Annotated in this window: 16 protein-coding genes; 13 read left to right on the forward strand and 3 right to left on the reverse strand. The window is 68.9% G+C overall.

The genetic code is table 11. The features are described 5' to 3' along the window. Positions 1 to 58: 58 nt before the first annotated feature. The 10 genes from ABZ803_RS22605 (at position 59) to ABZ803_RS22650 (ending at position 10,945) form a co-directional block, all read left to right on the forward strand. A complete protein-coding gene (locus ABZ803_RS22605) occupies positions 59 to 700 on the forward strand; it encodes an FtsQ-type POTRA domain-containing protein (protein ID WP_357041993.1) in 642 nt (213 codons plus the stop codon). 353 nt (positions 701 to 1,053) lie between these two features. Next, positions 1,054 to 2,298 (forward strand): cell division protein FtsZ, encoded by a 1,245-nt coding sequence (gene ftsZ / locus ABZ803_RS22610; protein ID WP_357041454.1) that lies wholly within the window; start codon positions 1,054 to 1,056, stop codon positions 2,296 to 2,298. Positions 2,299 to 2,567: 269 nt separating this feature from the next. Further along, on the forward strand, positions 2,568 to 3,296 hold the full coding sequence (gene pgeF, locus ABZ803_RS22615) for a peptidoglycan editing factor PgeF (RefSeq protein WP_063053720.1): 729 nt from the start codon (positions 2,568 to 2,570) through the stop codon (positions 3,294 to 3,296). Positions 3,297 to 3,348: 52 nt separating this feature from the next. Continuing rightward, positions 3,349 to 4,110: a YggS family pyridoxal phosphate-dependent enzyme gene (locus ABZ803_RS22620; protein ID WP_357041457.1), complete on the forward strand. Its 762-nt coding sequence runs from the start codon at positions 3,349 to 3,351 to the stop codon at positions 4,108 to 4,110. Between the two features lie 105 nt (positions 4,111 to 4,215). Continuing rightward, positions 4,216 to 4,998 carry a cell division protein SepF gene (locus tag ABZ803_RS22625; protein ID WP_040865945.1) on the forward strand — a complete coding sequence of 261 codons (783 nt, stop codon included), beginning with the start codon at positions 4,216 to 4,218 and terminating at the stop codon, positions 4,996 to 4,998. An 89-nt stretch (positions 4,999 to 5,087) separates the two neighbouring features. Continuing rightward, positions 5,088 to 5,390 carry a YggT family protein gene (locus ABZ803_RS22630; RefSeq protein WP_039797136.1) on the forward strand — a complete coding sequence of 101 codons (303 nt, stop codon included), beginning with the start codon at positions 5,088 to 5,090 and terminating at the stop codon, positions 5,388 to 5,390. Between the two features lie 69 nt (positions 5,391 to 5,459). Next, complete coding sequence (locus ABZ803_RS22635) at positions 5,460 to 6,317, forward strand: DivIVA domain-containing protein (RefSeq protein WP_063053722.1); 858 nt, start codon at positions 5,460 to 5,462, stop codon at positions 6,315 to 6,317. A gap of 77 nt (positions 6,318 to 6,394) precedes the next feature. Further along, positions 6,395 to 6,595, forward strand: coding sequence for a hypothetical protein (locus ABZ803_RS22640; protein WP_084488747.1), 201 nt, complete (start codon positions 6,395 to 6,397; stop codon positions 6,593 to 6,595). Between the two features lie 273 nt (positions 6,596 to 6,868). Then, a complete protein-coding gene (gene ileS, locus ABZ803_RS22645; RefSeq protein ID WP_357041462.1) occupies positions 6,869 to 10,003 on the forward strand; it encodes an isoleucine--tRNA ligase in 3,135 nt (1,044 codons plus the stop codon). 321 nt (positions 10,004 to 10,324) lie between these two features. Next, the gene (locus tag ABZ803_RS22650; RefSeq protein WP_357041996.1) at positions 10,325 to 10,945 is read left to right on the forward strand and encodes an NlpC/P60 family protein; all 621 of its coding nucleotides are present in this window, start codon (positions 10,325 to 10,327) and stop codon (positions 10,943 to 10,945) included. A gap of 119 nt (positions 10,946 to 11,064) precedes the next feature. On the opposite strand, the gene ABZ803_RS22655 is transcribed toward ABZ803_RS22650, so the two are convergent. Next, positions 11,065 to 11,952 carry a UTP--glucose-1-phosphate uridylyltransferase gene (locus ABZ803_RS22655; RefSeq protein ID WP_357041465.1) on the reverse strand — a complete coding sequence of 296 codons (888 nt, stop codon included), beginning with the start codon at positions 11,950 to 11,952 and terminating at the stop codon, positions 11,065 to 11,067. 332 nt (positions 11,953 to 12,284) lie between these two features. Here ABZ803_RS22655 and ABZ803_RS22660 point away from each other — a divergent pair, with 332 nt between their 5' ends. Both ABZ803_RS22660 and ABZ803_RS22665 read left to right on the forward strand, forming a co-directional pair. Next, entirely contained in the window at positions 12,285 to 13,685 is a 1,401-nt protein-coding gene (locus ABZ803_RS22660; RefSeq protein WP_357041999.1) for a DNA polymerase IV, read from the forward strand. A gap of 194 nt (positions 13,686 to 13,879) precedes the next feature. Then, positions 13,880 to 14,380 (forward strand): hypothetical protein, encoded by a 501-nt coding sequence (locus tag ABZ803_RS22665; RefSeq protein ID WP_040865962.1) that lies wholly within the window; start codon positions 13,880 to 13,882, stop codon positions 14,378 to 14,380. 124 nt (positions 14,381 to 14,504) lie between these two features. On the opposite strand, the gene ABZ803_RS22670 is transcribed toward ABZ803_RS22665, so the two are convergent. Then, positions 14,505 to 15,011, reverse strand: coding sequence for a PaaI family thioesterase (locus tag ABZ803_RS22670; protein WP_357041468.1), 507 nt, complete (start codon positions 15,009 to 15,011; stop codon positions 14,505 to 14,507). A gap of 110 nt (positions 15,012 to 15,121) precedes the next feature. Next, positions 15,122 to 16,039: an EamA family transporter RarD gene (rarD, locus tag ABZ803_RS22675; RefSeq protein WP_357041471.1), complete on the reverse strand. Its 918-nt coding sequence runs from the start codon at positions 16,037 to 16,039 to the stop codon at positions 15,122 to 15,124. A 35-nt stretch (positions 16,040 to 16,074) separates the two neighbouring features. On the opposite strand from rarD, the gene ABZ803_RS22680 reads away from it, so the two are divergent. Further along, entirely contained in the window at positions 16,075 to 18,498 is a 2,424-nt protein-coding gene (locus tag ABZ803_RS22680; RefSeq protein ID WP_357041474.1) for an HAD-IC family P-type ATPase, read from the forward strand. Positions 18,499 to 18,523: the final 25 nt, after the last annotated feature.

The raw sequence follows: 18,523 nt of genomic DNA on the forward strand, positions 1-18,523 counted from the left end.
CGCGGCCGGGCGTCGCGCGGGTGATCGGTTCGGCGAGATCGAATGGCGCCGGATTCGCCTGTGGGGATTGCTGAGCGTGTGCGTTCTTGCAGTGCTGTGTGTCATCGCCTGGTTCACCCCGGCGCTCTCGGTACGCACCGTGCGGATCGAGGGGGCGGTGGCGGTCCCCGAGCAACAGGTGCGGGATCTGCTCGAAATTCCCTCCGGCCGCTCGATGCTGCGAATCGACACCAATGCCGTCGCCCGGCGGGTGGTGAGCATTCCGAAGGTGCGCTCGGCGCGGGTGCAACGGATATTTCCGTCCACCGTCCGAGTGACCGTGGTCGAGCGCGCCGCGGTGTTGTACTACGACAGCCCGCAAGGCGCGCATCTACTGGACGCCGACGGCGTCGAATTCGCGGTCGAGCCCGCGCCGATCGGCGTGCCGAAGTTGGTCACCGCTCATCCCGGCGTCGCCGATCCGGTGACCGCGGCGGCGGTCGCGATACTCGCCATCGTGCCGCCTGCGCTGGCAGTTCAGGTGAGCGAGGTTGCGGCCCGGTCTATTTCGGATATTTCGCTGAATCTGAAGGACGGCCGCACGGTACTCTGGGGCGGGAGCAACGACGCCGAGCGAAAGGCGGCGGTGGTGTTGCCGTTGTTGACGCGCCCCGGAACGGTGTTCGATGTGTCGAGTCCCAATCTGGTCACGGTAAAGTGATCCACACCCATTGCGCCCAGGTAATTTTCAGCGGTCCGGAAGTGGTTCCGGCGCCGAGAAGGGGGCCGGGGGGCAACCGTTCACCATACGACGTGTGGAGCGGCGAGACGAGCGGGATCACGCAAGATTCTGGCTCTCGTTTCGGCGCGCCTGCGCGCGTATCGCGTCGGCTGCGAATAGCGTTCCGCAACAGTCGGATACTTGACATAACGCTAACCCTATGGTTGAGCTTTAGAGTTTGCCCGAGCCGCGGTTCGCTCTTCGTAGCGACCCGACCTCCGGACCGGGCCCACAAAGCGGTGTGCCGAGAATCCGGAAACGACAGGCTTTAGATCGAAGGAAGGCGAGAGCCCATGACGCCCCCGCACAACTACCTTGCGGTGATCAAGGTCGTCGGTATCGGCGGCGGCGGTGTGAATGCCGTCAACCGGATGATCGAGCAAGGACTCAAAGGTGTCGAGTTCATCGCGGTCAACACCGACGCCCAGGCCCTGCTGATGAGTGATGCCGACGTCAAGCTCGACGTCGGCCGTGAACTGACCCGTGGCCTCGGCGCGGGCGCGGACCCCGAGGTCGGGCGCAAGGCCGCCGAGGACCACAAGGACGAGATCGAAGAGGTGCTCAAGGGCGCCGACATGGTCTTCGTGACCGCGGGCGAGGGCGGTGGCACCGGCACCGGTGGCGCCCCGGTCGTCGCGCAGATCGCCCGCAAGCTCGGCGCGCTCACCATCGGCGTGGTCACCCGTCCGTTCTCCTTCGAGGGCAAGCGGCGCGGAAACCAGGCCGAGGTCGGCATCAACCTGCTGCGCGAGTCGTGCGACACGTTGATCGTGATCCCGAACGACCGGCTGCTCCAGCTCGGCGACGCGGCGGTGAGCCTGATGGACGCGTTCCGTTCCGCGGACGAGGTGCTGCTCAACGGTGTGCAGGGCATCACCGACCTGATCACGACCCCCGGTTTGATCAACGTCGACTTCGCCGACGTCAAGAGCGTGATGTCCGGCGCGGGCAGCGCGCTGATGGGAATCGGTTCGGCGCGTGGCGAGGGCCGCTCGGTGAAAGCGGCCGAATCGGCGATCAATTCGCCGCTGCTGGAAGCGTCCATGGACGGTGCGCACGGCGTGCTGCTGTCGATCGCGGGCGGATCGGACCTCGGTCTGTTCGAGATCAACGAGGCGGCCTCGCTCGTGCAGGAGGCCGCGCACATCGAGGCCAACATCATCTTCGGCACGGTGATCGACGATTCGCTCGGAGACGAGGTGCGAGTCACCGTGATCGCGGCGGGCTTCGACGGGGGCGGCCCGGCCCGGCGCACCTTCGAGAATCCCGGCCGCAGCACGATCGGCACGGCGCGCTCGGGCGAGATCGGGCAGAGCCGCACCAGTGAGATCGCGGCGCGCGGCAGCGACAGCACACCGACTACCTCCGGCGCGACCGCCGCGGGCCGCGGCACGCTGCCGAGCTACCGGGACACCGAACGGCAGCGCACGCTGGGTGAGCCGACGGTGACGAGCAACACGCGCTCGCACATCACGCCGCCGGATGCCGGCGACGATGACGACGACGTGGACGTGCCGTCGTTCATGCGGAGGGGCTGAGCGCTGGAGTGTGGTTCCGGCGCAGGCCGGGACCGACCGCGCGGAGCGATCCCGGCCCGGGCCGGGACGTCTCGGCGGGACACGGGGAGTGGTGTCCCGGAGTTCGACTGTCGATCAGTGATTTCGGGGGAAGGCCGGAGTGGGGGCCGGCCGGGCGGGACCGGGCGCCGGGGCGCCGGATGCGGCGCGATCGCCACCGCCCGGGGGAATATTCGCTCTCTACCTGGGCATTTCGACGCCCGCCGCCGAGCGCAACTACGCTCGTCGCCATGACTATCGCGCCGACCATCACTGTCCGACGGGTCACCACGACCAGGGCCGGAGGCTTCTCGGCGCCACCTTACGACTCGTTCAATCTGGGCGACCACGTCGGCGACGATCCGGCGGCCGTGCGGCGCAATCGCGATCGGCTGGCCGATGGCATCGGGCTGCCGCCGGAGCGCCTGGTCTGGATGGAACAGATCCACGGCCGCACCGTGGAGATCGTCGACGGCCCCCGCGCCGAACCGGTCCCCGCCACCGACGCGCTCGTGACCACCGTGCCGGGACTCGCGCTGGTCGTGCTCACCGCCGACTGCGTGCCGGTTCTGTTGTCCGACGACGAGGCGGGCGTGATCGCCGCGGTGCACGCGGGACGGATCGGCGCTCGCATCGGCATCGTGCCGCGCGTGCTAGAGGCGATGGTGTCGGCCGGTGCGCGCCTGGACCGGGTGGGAGCTTTTCTCGGGCCCGCCGCCTCCGGCCGTCAGTACGAGGTTCCCGCCGCCATGCGCGCCGACGTCGAAGCACACCTGCCCGGCAGCGCGACCACCACGGTCCGCGGTACCCCCGGCCTGGATCTGCGCGCGGGTATCTCCCGGCAGCTCACCGAGGCGGGCGTGGGCGCGATCGCGGTCGACCCGCGCTGCACCATCGAGGACCGCACCTTGTTCAGTCATCGCCGTGGCGCGCCGACCGGCCGGATCGCGGGTGTGATCTGGATGGAGACCGGCGCGTGAGCGCGCGTGAGGCCCGCGTGGTCCCGGAGCCCAGCGTCGGTGGGGTCCGGGCATGAACGCCGAGGCGAAGGCCGCGGTGGACGGCGCGCTCACGACCCGGACCGCCGAGCTGTCGGCCAATCTGGCGGGTCTGCTCGCCCGCATCGACGCCGCCTGCCGCGCGGCGGGCCGGGCGCCGGATTCGGTGCGGCTGCTGCCGGTGACGAAATTCTTCCCGGCCGCCGACGTGGCGATCCTGCACCGGCTCGGCAGGCGCGAGTTCGGCGAGTCGCGGGAGCAGGAGGCCGCGGCGAAGGTGGCGGCGCTACGTGAGGAAGACCTCTCCGGCATTCGCTGGCACATGATCGGGCGGTTGCAGCGGAACAAAGCCAGGGCTGTCGCCCGCTGGGCACACACCGTTCACTCGGTCGACAGCGAACGTCTGGCAACCGCTCTCGACGCCGGTGCCCGCGCTGCGTCGGAGGCGGGAGAGCGCACCGAACCGCTTCGGGTGTTGCTCCAGGTGAGCCTGGATGACGACCCCACTCGAGGGGGTGTCGCGGCCGCGGATCTCCCCGCGCTCGCCGAACGGATTGCGAACGCACCGGGATTACGTTTGTCGGGTCTGATGGCCATTCCGCCCTTGGGGGCGGAGTCTGATGCCGCATTTGCGCGACTTGCGACGTTGCACACGTTGTTGCTCGCTGATCATCCGGAGGCGACAGAGCTTTCCGCGGGAATGTCCGGCGACCTGGAATGCGCGATCGAACACGGTTCGACGGTTGTGCGTGTCGGTACCGCCTTGATGGGTATGCGACCGATAACCTCGGGCTAGCAAAGAAACCTCATCAGTCACATTCGACACATATGCTGGGATCTGACGAGGGCTGAGCAAGACTTCAACACCCGGCCGCCACCGGGGCCGAAGGAAGGTCGACCAATGAGCACGCTGCACAAGTTCAAGGCGTACTTCGGCATGGTTCCGCTCGAGGATTACGAAGACGACTACGTCGACGATCGCGCTCCCCGAGGCGTGGACGAGCGCGGTGCTCGCCGGCCCCGGCCCCGTGACTACTCCGACCGCGACGGCTACGTCGACCGCTACGGCGACGACCGCTACGGCGCGGGCCGTTTCGACGACGTCGACTACCCCGAGCCCGCCTACAAGTCGCCCTACAAGGCGGGTTACTCGGTGTCGCGGCGCGACGACTACGCCGACGAGCCCTACGGTGACGACCGCTACGACGCGCCCAGGCGTCCCACCCGGATCGATGCCGCACCGTCCGGCCGCTTCCGGGCGGGTGGGAGCGCGCCACCGCTGCGTGGCACCACCCGTGGCGCGCTCGCCGTCGATCCCGACGCCGAGGAGCGCAGGCTGGAGGAGCGCGTGCGTCCCGAGCCCGCCCCCGTGCGGCGGCCCGGGATCTTCGAGGACGGAGGCCCCTTGTCCAAGATCACCACGCTGCGCCCGCGCGACTACAGCGAGGCCCGGATCATCGGCGAGCGCTTCCGTGAGGGCAATCCGGTGATCATGGATCTGGTCGATCTGAGCAACGCCGACGCCAAGCGGCTGGTCGACTTCGCCGCCGGTCTGGCCTTCGCGCTGCGCGGGTCGTTCGACAAGGTGGCGACGAAAGTGTTCCTGCTCTCACCGGCCGATGTCGACGTATCAGCGGAAGAACGCAGGCGCATCGCGGAAACCGGCTTCTACAACCAGAAATAAGGTCGTGATCTGGGGGGTGAAGCGGACCGGTCGCCCGTTGTGCGGCGCGGTCATTTTGCGCGAAGCGATTTTTACGGCAGAGTGAACTCGTGGCCTTGTTCGCGGTGCTGTACTTCGTACTGTTCATCTTCTGGCTGTTGCTGATCAGCCGGGTGATCGTCGAGTTCATCCGTAGCTTTGCCCGAGACTGGCGTCCTACCGGTGTCGTGGTCGTCGTCCTGGAGGTGATCTTCACGATCACCGACCCGCCGGTGAAACTGCTGAGGCGGTTGATACCCCCGGTGTCGCTGGGCGGAATTCGCCTGGATCTGTCGATTATGGTCCTGCTTTTCATCGTCTTCATCCTGATGTCGATCGTGGGCAGGCTCGGGCAACCGGTAGCTCCGGTGTGACAGAATGGGCCGAGAAGACAGCTTGCTAGATCTGCTAGATCTCCAAAAGACGCGTGAAGGGATCCTTCCATGCCGCTGACCCCAGCCGATGTGCACAACGTCGCGTTCAGCAAACCGCCGATCGGGAAGCGCGGCTACAACGAGGATGAAGTCGACGCGTTCCTGGATCTCGTCGAGCAGGAGCTCTCGCGCCTGATCGAGGAGAACGCGGATCTGCGCCAGCGGGTCGCCGAACTGGACGCGGAACTGGCCGACGCGAAGAAGAACCGCGGGCCGGCCGTCGCGAACACGGTGAAAGCGCCGATTCCGCAGGCCCCGCCGCCTCCGCCGGAACCGATCAAGCCCCCGGTTCCCGCCGCGCCGCCCGCTCCGATGCCCGCCGCGCCGGTGGCCAAGGACGCTCCGGGCGCGGACGCGAACCTGCAGGCCGCCAAGGTGCTCAGCCTCGCCCAGGAGATGGCGGATCGGCTGACCAGCGATGCCAAGGCCGAGGCGGAGAGCTTGCTGTCGAATGCCCGGGCGAATTCCGAGCGACTGGTCGGAGACGCCAGGACTCGGTCGGAGGCGATGATCGCCGACGCACGCCAGAAGTCGGACGCGATGCTGTCGGACGCGCAGACCCGATCGGACAGCCAGCTGCGTCAGGCCAAGGAGAAGGCCGACGCGTTGCAGGCGGACGCGGAGCGCAAGCACACCGAGATCATGGCGACCATCACCCAGCAGCGCAGCGTGCTGGAGAGCCGGATCGAGCAGCTCAAGACCTTCGAGCGGGAGTACCGGGTGCGGTTGAAGTCGTACCTGGAGTCGCAGCTCGAGGAGCTGGAGAACCGTGGCTCGGCGGTTCCGGTCGACGGCGGCGAAGCGTTCGCGGACGCCAACACGGCGAACAACCTCGCGCCTGCGTCCTTCGCCAAGGGTGGCAAGTAGCACGCCGCGCACGAGCACAGCAGTTCGCATACCGTTAGAGGAACTGTCGAGCCGCCCGGCATGCCTTGGGGGTCACCATGCTCGTCTTGACACTCGTCCTTGCCGCGATCGGCTTCGCCCTGCTCGTGGCCGCGCTCACCACCGGATCGGTGATCTGGGCGTGGGGTTGCATCGTGGTGTGCGTCATCGGTGCGATGCTCCTGCTGGTGAGCGCTTTGTCCATGCGGAGTCCGGATGGTGATTCCCCACCGCCTCCTGGTCGACATGCCAAACGCTGACCTGCTCTCCGATATGAGTTGACCGCTGCGGCTAGAATCAAACATGAATACGGCGTCGATCCGGCTATCACCGGGGAGCCTTCGGAAGAACGGTGGCGCGGCCCGCGGGCCGGGCGCTCAGTAGAACCGAACGGGTGAGCCCGTCACAGCTCACGAATGAGAGGTCCGGAGTTCGTCACACCGGACAAGCGGGGTGGTACCGCGGTTTCGGCGCACCGGGCGCCGTCATCGTCCCCGTGCCCATGACACACGGCACGAGGAGACGTATCCGCCATGGCGGACCACACTTCCAGCAACAGCGCGTACCCGCGCGTCGACCTCGGCGTCGGCAACGGGGCGTCGTTCCCCGAGATGGAGCGCCGCGTGCTCGACGCGTGGGCGGCCGCCGACACCTTCCGCGCGAGCATCGAAAACCGTTCCGGCGCAGCCGAATTCGTCTTCTACGATGGCCCGCCCTTTGCCAACGGTCTGCCGCATTACGGACATTTGCTCACCGGATACGTCAAAGACCTCGTCCCGCGTTTCCAGACCATGCGCGGCAAGCGGGTCGATCGGCGATTCGGATGGGACTGCCACGGACTGCCCGCCGAAATCGAAGCCGAAAAGCAGCTCGGTATCACGGACAAATCACAGATCGATGCGATGGGGCTCGCGGAATTCAACGCGGCCTGCAAAACGTCGGTACTGCGCTACACCGGTGAATGGCGCGACTACGTGACCCGCCAGGCCCGCTGGGTCGACTTCGACAACGACTACAAGACGTTGGACACCGACTTCATGGAGTCGGTGATGTGGGCATTCAAGTCGCTGTACGACAAAGGTCTGATCTATCAGGGTTTCCGGGTGCTGCCCTACAGCTGGTACGAGCAGACGCCGCTGTCGAATCAGGAAACCCGCCTCGACGACGCCTACAAAATGCGCCAGGACCCGGCGGTCACCGTCGACATGGCGTTGCGCGTGCCCGCGGAGCATCCGCTGCACGAACTCGACGGCGCCAACGCGCTGATCTGGACCACGACGCCGTGGACGCTGCCGTCCAACCTGGCGATCGCGGTGCACCCCGATGTCCGTTACGTGCACCTGCGCGGCGCCGACGGCAAACGCTATGTGCTCGCGGCCGAACGGGTTTCGCACTACGCGCGGGAGTTCGGCGAGAACCCGGAAGTGCTCGCCGAATACGACGGCGCCGCGCTGGCCGAGCTGTCCTACGCGCCGCCGTTCGACTTCTTCGTTGGCCACCCCAACGCCCACCGGGTGCTCACCGCCGACTACGTGACCACCGACTCCGGCACCGGCATCGTGCATCTTGCGCCCGCCTTCGGTGAGGAGGACATGGACGTCGCCACCGCGCACGGCATCGAGCTGGTGCAGCCGCTGGACGCGGGCGGCAAGTTCACCTCGATGGTTCCGCCGTACGAGGGTCTCATGGTGTTCGACGCGAACCCGGTGATCATCAAGGACCTCAAGGCCGCGGGAAAGCTGTTGCGGCACGAGACGATCGAGCACTCCTACCCGCACAGCTGGCGTTCCGGGCAGCCGCTGATCTACATGGCCGTGCCGTCCTGGTTCGTCGCGGTGACCAAGTTCCGCGAGCGGATGGTCGAGCTCAACAAGCAGATCACCTGGGTGCCCGAGCACATCCGCGACGGCCAGTTCGGCAAGTGGCTGGAAGGCGCGCGCGACTGGAACATCAGCCGCAACCGCTACTGGGGCAGCCCGATCCCGGTGTGGGTGTCCGACGATCCGGCCTACCCGCGCGTCGACGTGTACGGCTCGCTGGACGAGCTGGAGCGCGACTTCGGCGTGCGCCCGGCCGATCTGCACCGCCCGATGATCGATGAGCTCACCCGGCCGAATCCCGACGATCCGACCGGGAAGTCGACCATGCGCCGGGTGCCGGAGGTGCTGGACTGCTGGTTCGAGTCCGGCTCGATGCCGTATGCCCAGGTGCACTACCCGTTCGAGAACAAGGAGTGGTTCGACAGCCACTTCCCGGGCGATTTCATCGTCGAGTACAACGGGCAGACCCGCGGCTGGTTCTACACGTTGCACGTGCTGTCGACGGCTCTGTTCGATTCCCCGGCGTTCAAGACCGTTGCCGCGCACGGCATCGTGCTCGGTGACGACGGCCTGAAGATGAGCAAGTCCAAGGGCAACTACCCGGACGTCAACGAGGTGTTCGACCGGGACGGCTCGGACGCGATGCGCTGGTTCCTGATGAGTTCGCCGATCCTGCGCGGAGGCAACCTCATCGTCACCGAGCGCGGCATCCGCGAGGGCGTGAGTCACGCGCTGCGACCGCTGTGGAACGCGTGGACCTTCCTGCAGCTGTACGCCTCGAAGCCCGGCGTGTGGCGCACGGATTCGCCGCACGTGCTCGATCGCTACATCCTGGCGAAGCTCGCGCGAACCCGGGACGTCATCACCGAGGCGCTGGAGGTCTACGACATCGCGGGCGCCTGCGAGGAACTGCGCTCGTTCGCCGACGCGCTGACCAACTGGTACGTGCGGCGGTCGCGGTCGCGGTTCTGGAGCGAGGATCGCGACGCGGTGGACACCCTGCACACGGTGCTCGAGGTGGTCACCCGGCTGGCGGCGCCGTTGCTGCCGCTGATCACCGAGGTGATCTGGCGCGGACTGACCGGCGGCGACTCGGTGCACCTGGCCGACTGGCCGAAGGAGGGCGAACTGCCGGACGACCCGGAGCTGGTCGCCGCCATGGACGAGGTGCGGGTGGTGTGCTCGACGGTGCTGAGCCTGCGCAAAGCACAGAACCTGCGGGTGCGGCTGCCGCTGGCCGAGGTCACCATCGCCGCGGCCGACGCCGAGCGGCTGGCGCCGTTCGCCGACATCGTGGCCGACGAGGTCAACGTCAAGAAGGTGGACCTGACCACCGACGTGGACTCGCACGGCCGCTTCGAGCTGGTGGTCAACGCCCGCGCCGCGGGTCCGCGGCTCGGCAAGGACGTGCAGACGGTGATCAAGGCGGTCAAGGCCGGGGAGTGGTCCGAGGACGCGGACGGCACGGTTCGCGCGGCCGGGATCGCCCTGCTGCCCGAGGAGTACACCCAGCGCCTTGTCGCGGCCGAACCCGAGTCGACCGCGGCGCTGCCGGGGAACGCGGGTCTGGTGGTGCTGAACTCGGTGGTCACCGAGGAGCTGGAGGCCGAGGGCTGGGCGCGGGACCTGATCCGCGATCTCCAGGAGACCAGGAAGTCGTCCGGACTGGACGTCTCCGACCGCATCACCGTGGTGCTGGAGGTCCCGGCGGAGCGGGCCGCGTGGGCCGAGGCGCACCGTGACCTGATCGCGGGCGAGATCCTCGCCACCACGCTGACCTTCGGCGACGCGGGTCCGGAGGCCGCCGATCTGGTCGGCGGCGTGCGCGCGAAGCTCGCCAAGGCATAGCGCGCCGAGTACCGAGCGAGCCGGGGCGGGACCCATCGGGTCCCGCCCCGGCTGCTGTGCGGAGCGGTTCTCGTGCCCGTCGTTCCGGGCCTCACCGCCGCGGATCAGTGGTGAAGTCAGTGATGTAGATCACATGCTGAGAGTTTGCTGATTCCCGACAATTCGCCGATATCCCAGGCACAATCTGCGGTGTCGCTGCTGTTGACCGGCTCGTATCCGGGGCGGCAGTTTCTCTTTTTGGCTTGTCTTACTTGGAATTCGGCCGCGTCGGTAACACGCCCGGCGCGGGTGGCGGTGGCCCCACATCGGCGGCCGCTGCTGATGCCATGTATTAGCCAGGCTGCCGATCGGCGGCCAGTCATCCGCGCCCATGGAAGGGGCGAGTACGTGCCGAGAAAATCGACGCACCGCATCGCACTCGGATTTCTGCTCTCCACCATCACGATCCTCCTGCTCGCCGGACCCGTCTGGGCCGACACCGGCAGCGCCTCCGGCAGCGGGCCGGGCAGCGCCTCCTCCGGTTCGGCCTCGGGCAGCGGTCCCGGTGCTGACTCCGGCAGCGCCGCCAGCGGCTCGGGCTTCCTGCCGGTGCCCAGTGTGTTCGGCGTCGGCGCGCTGGCCGCGGCGACCACACAGATCGGCAAGCCCTACGAATGGGGCGGGACCGGCCCCTTCAGCTGGGACTGCTCGGGTCTCGTGCAGTGGGCGTACCGTCAGGTCGGCGTGAGCATTCCGCGGACCACCTGGCAGCAGGCGAAGGCGGGCGCGCCGGTGCCGCGGGGCTCGCTCTCGCTCGGCGACGTGGTGGTGCTGAACCAGGACGGTTCGCACGTCGGCATCTACGCGGGTAACGGACTGGTACTCAACGCCTATGACTGGGGTGTGCCGGTGGGCTACACCCCGCTCGACGAATTCGACATCTACGCCATCCGCCGCTTCTGAGCGCACCCGGCGAGAGCACGCGACGCCGATCGCGGTTGCTCCCGGGATGACGCGGCCCCGGCCACCGGTGTGGTCGGGGCCGTGTCGGCTTGTCGCTCGCCGTGGTCGAGGCCGGGAGGTCAGCCGTCGAGGCCCTCGGCGAGGTCGCGCAGCGACGGTCCGTATTGCGGGTGCGCCAGCGCCGAGGCGAATTGCGCCACCAGGTAGTCGGCCGGGTTGCCGGTGTCGTACCACCGGCCGCGGATCACCTGGCCGAAGACCGGATTGTTCGCCGCGTGCACGTTGATCGCGTCGGTGAGGTACACCTCGCCGGTGCGGTGCTCGTACCACGCTTCGGTCTGCCTGCGCAGTTCGTCGATGATGCCGGGGGTGACGACGTAGCCGCCGATCGCGGCGAACGACGACGGCGCGTCCTTCGGCTTCGGCTTCTCCCGTAGTCCGGTGATGCGCAGCAGCCCATTGCCCTGGTCGTCGGCGACCACCGGGACGCCGTAGCGCTGCGATTCGGCGGGATCCATCGGCATCAACGCCAGGACGGGCGCCCCGGTGGCCTCGTAGGCGTCGATGAGCTGCTGGGCGCGCGGCACCTCGGCGACGAACACGTCGTCCGGCCACAGCACCAGCATCGGCTCGTCGCCGAGATTGCGGGCGGCGTTGAGCACCGGGGTGCCGTTGCCGTACGGCCCGTGCTGGTCGAGGTAGGTGATGTGGCCGAGCCGGGACAGTTCGCCGACCTCCTCGACCGCGTCGGCGAAGGCGGTCTTGCCGTCCGCGCGCAGCTGGGCCACCAGCGCCGGGTTGGGGCGGAAGTGGTCCTGGATCAACGATTTCCCGCCGCTGACCACGATGGTGATGTCGGTGATGCCCGAAGCGACCAGCTCGCGGACGGTGTGCTCGATCACCGGCTTGTCGCCGACCGGCAGCATCTCCTTGGGGATGGCCTTGGTCAGCGGAAGCAGACGGGAGCCGATACCTGCGGCCGGGATGACGGCCTTGCGGATATTCATGCGTCCGATCATCACATATCGGACCGGGCGCCGAGTTCCCTCCCCGCGGCACGTCGGCCGTTATTTCAGGACTGTCGAGTACCGGGGCCGGCGCGGAAAAGGGCAGATCAAGGCCGGTGTGGCGGGAGGGAGGGCGATCCGGAGGCGAGGGGAGGCGAGCCGCGATACCGGCAGGTAACCGGTAGCTAGCGCACAGCCACCCGACAGCGTCACCGCCGCCCCGAGCTGTCGGTGGACGGGCGTACATTGCACCCGTGCGTACCGAGAAACCGAGCGTCGAGCGCGCGGCCGCGCCGTCGACCGGGATCGGGACGGCGCGCGGGGACGGCTCGGTGAGCCCGCGGCCACTTCCGGCGTTCGCCGACGCGGACAGCGTCGCCCGCCGCTGGGTTCTGCATATAGATATGGACGCGTTCTTCGCCTCGGTCGAACAGCTGACCCGGCCGACGTTGCGCGGCAGGCCGGTGCTGGTCGGCGGAACCGGTGGCCGCGGGGTCGTCGCCGGAGCCAGTTACGAGGCGCGGGTCTTCGGCGCCCGGTCGGCGATGCCGATGCATCAGGCGCGCAGGCTGGTCGGTGTCACCGCGGTGGTGGTGCCGCCGCGCGGGGCGGTCTACGGGGTGGTCAGCGGGCAGGTCTTCGACGCGCTGCGCAGCCGGATCCCGGTGCTGGAGACGCTGTCGTACGACGAGGCGTTCGGCGAGCCCGCCGAGCTGGCGGGCGCGACGGTCGCGCGGGTGCACGCGTTCTGCGAGGAGTTGCGCGCGGTGGTGCGCGAGCGAACCGGGCTGACCGCCTCGGTGGGCGCGGGCACCGGTAAGCAGCTGGCCAAGATCGCCTCCGGCTTGGCCAAACCCGATGGGGTGCGCGTGATCTCGCCGGTCGAGCAGCCGCGTCTGCTGGCGGGGCTGCCGGTGCGCAAGTTGTGGGGCATCGGGCCGGTGGCGGAGGGCAGATTGCGTTCGCTGGGCATCGAGACGGTGGGCGCTTTCGCCGCCCTGCCGGAGTCGGAGGCGATGTCGATCCTCGGCGGCAGTGTGGGCGCCGCGCTGCACCGGCTGGCGCGCGGCATCGATGACCGTCCGGTCGCCGAACGCACCGAGGCCAAGCAGATCAGCGCCGAGACCACCTACGAGACCGACATCGTCAGCCTCGAGCAGTTGCGCCCGGCCATCGAGGACATGGCCGCGGCGGCGCACCGGCGCCTCACCGGCGACGGGCGCGCGGCGCGCACGGTGGTGCTCAAACTGAAGAAGTCCGATATGAGCATCGTCACCCGCTCCTTCACCCTGCCCTATGCCACCGAGGACCTGGCCACCCTCTCCGCCGCCGCGCAACGGTCGGCGCTCGACCCGCGGGAACTGGGCCCGATCCGTCTCGTCGGGGTCGGCTACGGCGGCCTGTCGACGATCCGTCAGGAGTCGCTGTTTCCCGAACTGGATCGCGGCACGGCCGCCGAGATCGTCACGGCGCAGCCGGAAGCCGAGCCCGCGCACTCCGCCGCGCTCGGCGATGCCCCGCGGATCAGCGCGCCCACCTTGCCCGTGGCCGTCTGGCATCCCGGCATGGACGTGACCCATCCCGAGCACGGCCACGGCTGGGTGCAGGGCGCGGGGCTCGGCGTGGTGACCGTTCGCTTCGAAACCCGTTCCACCGGTCCGGGTCCCGCGCGCACCTTCGCCGCCGACGACGCCGCGCTCACCCGGGCCGATCCGCTGCGCAGCCTGCTCTGACGGCCGGGGCCGCGGCTCGACATCGCCCGGCCGGGCGCGTACGTTCGCTGCCGACGACCATCGTCGGTCCGTGTGGATCTTCGGCGGCGCCGCCCGGTGCCGGTAGCCTGGGACCTCGTGCAGCGCCGCCGGTTCGGGTGGCGGCTGTCAAGGTGGAACACGACACGGACCTCTCGAACGCAAAGGACGAGCAGTTGAAGCTTCGTAAGACTGGACGCATCGCGATCGCCGGCCTGGCCATCGTCGCCGCGCTTGGCCTGACCGCCTGCGGTGGCGACGACAAGGACAGCAAGCCCGCCGCCAAGACGTCGACCAGCGCCAAGGCGTCGGCGACCGCGAGCGCGAACCTGCCGCCGGTCCCGACTCCCGCGGAGCTGAACACCGCCCTCTCCCGCGCGCTGGACCCGTCGGTGCCCGCCTCCGAGAAGCTGGACAACGTCCAGGGCGCCGAAGCCGATCCGACGCTGCCGGATCGCCTGTCCCAGGCCGCGGCGGGCGCCGATGTGAAGATCGAGGTCACCGACGTCACCTCGTTCGGCGACAGCGTGAACGCGAAGGCCAAGTTCATCCTCAACGGCCAAGAGAACATCGTCGACGTGCCGTTCGTCGCCGACAACGGCAAGTGGAAGATCCAGAAGGCGTGGGCCTGCACCATGCTGACCAACCTCGGCCAGCAGTCGGCGGCCTGCAGCTGAGTTCGCACCACCGGCCGGGCCGGTCGCCGGGACTCGTCCCCGTGACCGGCCCGTCGTCGTTACGTGAAATGTGCTGCGCGCCAGGCGGTTCGAGCTGCCCCGTCGGGCCGGTGCGGCACCGTCGCTAGATCATCCGCAGGATCGCGCAGGTCGCGGCGGCGTGCGCGTACAGTTCGCCGTCCTCGGCTCCGATCAGGCGGGCCTCCGCGCTCGCGGTGGTGGGGCCGACGTGGATAGCGGTGCCTTCGCAGCGCAGCGGCTGGGTGTCGGAGCGCACGTGCCGGTGCACGTGGATGCCGATCTGAACCGAGGTGGACCGCGATCCGCCCGGCAATCTCGTCATCACCGCCGATTCGAGGGCCGATTCGAGCAGCGCCGTCACAAAGCCGCCGTGCGCCCCGCCGATGGGGTCGAGCAGGTGATCGCCCGGCTCGCCCTCGAAGACCACGATCCCGTCACCGACCTGAACCAGGCGGAAGCCGAGTGCGTTCAGGATCGGCGCGTTCGGGATCCGCCCGTCGAGCGCTCCCTGCAAGATCTCTCGGCCGGTCATGCCGAGCAGGTCGGGTGCCGTCCCGGCGGGTGTCCGCCAGATACGGGTGCGTGAGCGAAGGGGGTCGGGCGCGGTCATGTGTCGACGCTACAAAGCGGAGCGAACACGGAGAAGTGTCGGATCCGACACTTTTGCGACCGTTTCCGACGAACACGCGCTTCTCGGCGCCCGGCGGTCGCTGCCTCGGGTCACGGACGGGGTGCTGCGCCTGTGAGATCGCGCGATGTGCGCCGCGCACGCCGAGCTCGCAGCAGCGCTTCGGTGGTGAAGATCGCCAGCGCGGCCCAGATCAGCGCGAAACCGGCCCATCGCGAGGCGGGCATCGGCTCGTGTGCGACGGCGACGCCCCAGGCCATTTGGAGCGCCGGGGTCAGGTATTGCAGCAGGCCCATGGTGGACAGCGCGACGCGCTGAGCCGCGACGGCGAACAGCAGCAGCGGGACCAGGGTGACCGGTCCGGTGGCCGCCATCAGCGCGGTGTGGGCGGGCCCGGAGGCGAATTCGCTGTGCCCGGTGATCGCCAGGGCGACGGCGAACGCCAGCGCGAAGGGCGCGGCGACGATGCCCTCGGCGGCGATGCCGCGCAGCGCGTCCAGCGGGATCACCTTCTTCACCAGGCCGTAGGTGGCGAACGAACAGGCCAGGGCCAGGGCGATGACCGGCGGCCTGCCGTAGTCGACGGTGAGCACGGCCACCGCGCCCGCGCCGAGCGCCAGGGCGGCCCACTGGGCGCCGGTCAGCCGTTCGCGGAAGATCACCACCCCGAACGCGACGGTCACCAGCGGGTTGATGAAGTAGCCGAGCGCGCATTCCACGACGTGCCCCGAGGTGACGCCGTAGACGTACACGCCCCAGTTGAGCGCGATCGCGGCGGACGCGACGGCGGCCAGGCGCCAGACGCGGCCGCCGATGCCGCGCAGCTCGCGTATCCGGCCGCTCATGGCGAGCACCCCGAGCACGACGACCAGCGTCCAGACGATCCGCTGCGCCACCACCTCACCCGGACTGGCGAACGCCAGCAATCCGAAGAACGCGGGGAAAAGTCCCCACAAGAAGTACGCGCTCGCTCCGAACGCTGCACCGGGGATGGACCTGCTTCGCCGCACGAGGACGAACGTAGTTGTCCCGTAGCCTTGCGGTCATGTCGATTACCGTGCAGGCTTCGGGCGCCACCGGACTGACCGCGGCCGAGGTCGAGCAACGTCGCCGCGACGGGCTGACCAACGACGTCCCCGATCGGGCGAGCCGCTCGGTCCGCGATATCGTGCGCGCGAACGTCTTCACCCGGATCAACGCGATCCTCGGGGTCCTTTTCGTCCTGGTGCTGGCCACCGGATCGATCATCGACGGCATGTTCGGCCTGCTGATCGTCGCCAACAGCGCGGTCGGCATCATCCAGGAGATCCGCGCCAAGCGCACGCTCGACGAGCTGGCCATCGTCAGCCAGGCCAAGCCGACCGTCCGCCGGGACGGCACGGCGGTCGAGATCGCGCCGCACGACGTGGTGCTCGACGACCTGATCGAACTCGGGCCCGGCGACCAGATCGTGGTGGACGGCACGGTCGAGGAGTCCGCGCAGCTCGAGGTGGACGAGTCGTTGCTCACCGGCGAGGCCGATCCGGTCGACAAGGCGGTCGGCGCCACGGTGATGTCGGGCAGCTACGTGGTGTCCGGGTCCGGCGCGTACCGCGCCACCAAGGTCGGCCGGGACGCCTACGCGGCGCGGCTGGCGGAGGAGGCGAGCAAGTTCACCCTGGTGCACTCCGAGCTGCGCAGCGGTATCGACAAGATCCTGAAGTTCATCACCTACCTGCTGATCCCGGCGGGCCTGCTGAGCATCTACAACCAGCTCGTCTCGAGCAAGGAGTCCTGGCGTCCGGCGCTCACCGGGATGGTGGCCGCGCTGGTGCCGATGGTGCCCGAGGGGCTGGTGCTGATGACCTCGATAGCGTTCGCGGTCGGCGTGGTGCGGCTGGGCAGGCGCCAGTGCCTGGTCCAGGAGTTGCCCGCGATCGAGGGCCTGGCCCGGGTGGACGTGGTGTGCGCGGACAAGACCGGCACGCTGACCGAGAACGGCATGCGGCTGTCGGATCTGAAGACCCTGGACACCTTCGACGACGCCGAGGTACGCGCCGCGCTGGCCGCGCTCGCCGCCGACGATCCGCGCCCGAACGCGAGCGTCCAGGCCATCGTCGAGGCCTTGCCGGACGGTCCCGGCTGGCAGCGCACCGCCGTCGCGCCGTTCTCCTCGGCCAAGAAATGGAGCGGCTGCTCCTACGGCGAGCACGGCGACTGGCTGCTCGGCGCGCCGGACGTGCTGCTGGACCCGGACTCCGCGGACGCGCGGGTGGCCGAGGAACTGGGCGCCTCCGGTCTGCGCGTGCTGTTGCTGGCCCGCGGCGACCGCGCGGTGGACGCGGCGGACGCTCCCGGCGTCGTGCGGCCCGCCGCCCTGGTCGTGCTGGAGCAGAAGGTCCGGCCCGACGCCCGCGACACACTCGAGTACTTCGCGAGCCAGGATGTCTCGATCAAGGTCATCTCCGGCGACAACGCCGTGTCGGTCGGCGCGGTGGCCTCCTCGCTCGACCTGCCCGGCGGCGATCACCCGATCGATGCGCGGGAACTGCCGGAGGATCGCGACGGGCTGGCCGGCGTGCTGGACCGCAACACCACCTTCGGCCGGGTCCGTCCGGACCAGAAGCGGGCCATGGTGTCCGCCTTACAGTCGCGCGGGCACACCGTGGCGATGACCGGTGACGGCGTCAACGACGTTCTCGCGTTGAAGGATTCGGATATCGGCGTGGCCATGGGGTCGGGCAGCCCCGCGACCAGAGCGGTCGCGCAGATCGTCCTGCTGGACAACAAGTTCGCCACCTTGCCCTATGTGGTCGGGGAGGGACGCCGGGTGATCGGCAACATCGAACGCGTCTCGAATCTGTTCCTCACCAAGACCGTCTATTCCGTCCTGCTCGCCTTCTTGGTCGGGATCGCCGGTGTCGGGTCCCAGATCTTCGACTACGAGCCCATCGGCTACCCGTTCCTGCCGCGCCACGTCACGATCGCGGCCTGGTTCACCATCGGCATCCCGGCGTTCATCCTCTCGCTCGCGCCCAACAACGAGCGCGCCCGCACGGGCTTCGTCGGACGAGTCATGCGACTGGCCATCCCGTCGGGCGCGGTGATCGGCGCGGCCACCTTCGTGTCCTACCTGATCGCGTATGCCGGGCCGGACGCGAGTGAGGAGCAGAAGGTCCAGGCGGGCACCACCGCCCTCATCACCCTGATCATGATCGCGGTGTGGGTGCTGGCCATCGTGGCGCGTCCGTACGTCTGGTGGAAGGTCGTCCTGATCGCGGCGTCGGTGGCGGCGTACGTCTTCTTGTTCACCGTTCCGTTCACCCGCGAGTTCTTCAAACTCGACCCCTCCAACCTCGCGCTCACCGGTGCGGCGGTGGCCTGCGGCGTGGTGGGCATCGTGCTGGTCGAGGCCGCGTGGTGGGTGAGCGCGGTGCTGCTCGGCGACAAGCGGCAACTGCTGCCGAGTTCACCCGGCGGAGCCGCCTGACAGACTGGACGCCTGACTAGCCGCG

This window comes from Nocardia sp. NPDC047648 (assembly GCF_040642815.1).
Lineage (GTDB): Bacteria > Actinomycetota > Actinomycetes > Mycobacteriales > Mycobacteriaceae > Nocardia > Nocardia gamkensis.

Excerpts from the sequence above, each read along its gene's own strand:
- ftsZ (WP_357041454.1), top strand. The coding sequence starts at position 1,054 with ATGACGCCCCCGCACAACTACCTTGCGGTGATCAAGGTCGTCGGTATC.
- pgeF (WP_063053720.1), top strand. The coding sequence starts at position 2,568 with ATGACTATCGCGCCGACCATCACTGTCCGACGGGTCACCACGACCAGG.
- ABZ803_RS22620 (WP_357041457.1), top strand. The coding sequence starts at position 3,349 with ATGAACGCCGAGGCGAAGGCCGCGGTGGACGGCGCGCTCACGACCCGG.
- ABZ803_RS22625 (WP_040865945.1), top strand. The coding sequence starts at position 4,216 with ATGAGCACGCTGCACAAGTTCAAGGCGTACTTCGGCATGGTTCCGCTC.
- ABZ803_RS22635 (WP_063053722.1), top strand. The coding sequence starts at position 5,460 with ATGCCGCTGACCCCAGCCGATGTGCACAACGTCGCGTTCAGCAAACCG.
- ABZ803_RS22640 (WP_084488747.1), top strand. The coding sequence starts at position 6,395 with ATGCTCGTCTTGACACTCGTCCTTGCCGCGATCGGCTTCGCCCTGCTC.
- ileS (WP_357041462.1), top strand. The coding sequence starts at position 6,869 with ATGGCGGACCACACTTCCAGCAACAGCGCGTACCCGCGCGTCGACCTC.
- ABZ803_RS22650 (WP_357041996.1), top strand. The coding sequence starts at position 10,325 with ATGCCATGTATTAGCCAGGCTGCCGATCGGCGGCCAGTCATCCGCGCC.
- ABZ803_RS22655 (WP_357041465.1), bottom strand. The coding sequence starts at position 11,952 with ATGAATATCCGCAAGGCCGTCATCCCGGCCGCAGGTATCGGCTCCCGT.
- ABZ803_RS22670 (WP_357041468.1), bottom strand. The coding sequence starts at position 15,011 with ATGACCGCGCCCGACCCCCTTCGCTCACGCACCCGTATCTGGCGGACA.
- ABZ803_RS22680 (WP_357041474.1), top strand. The coding sequence starts at position 16,075 with ATGTCGATTACCGTGCAGGCTTCGGGCGCCACCGGACTGACCGCGGCC.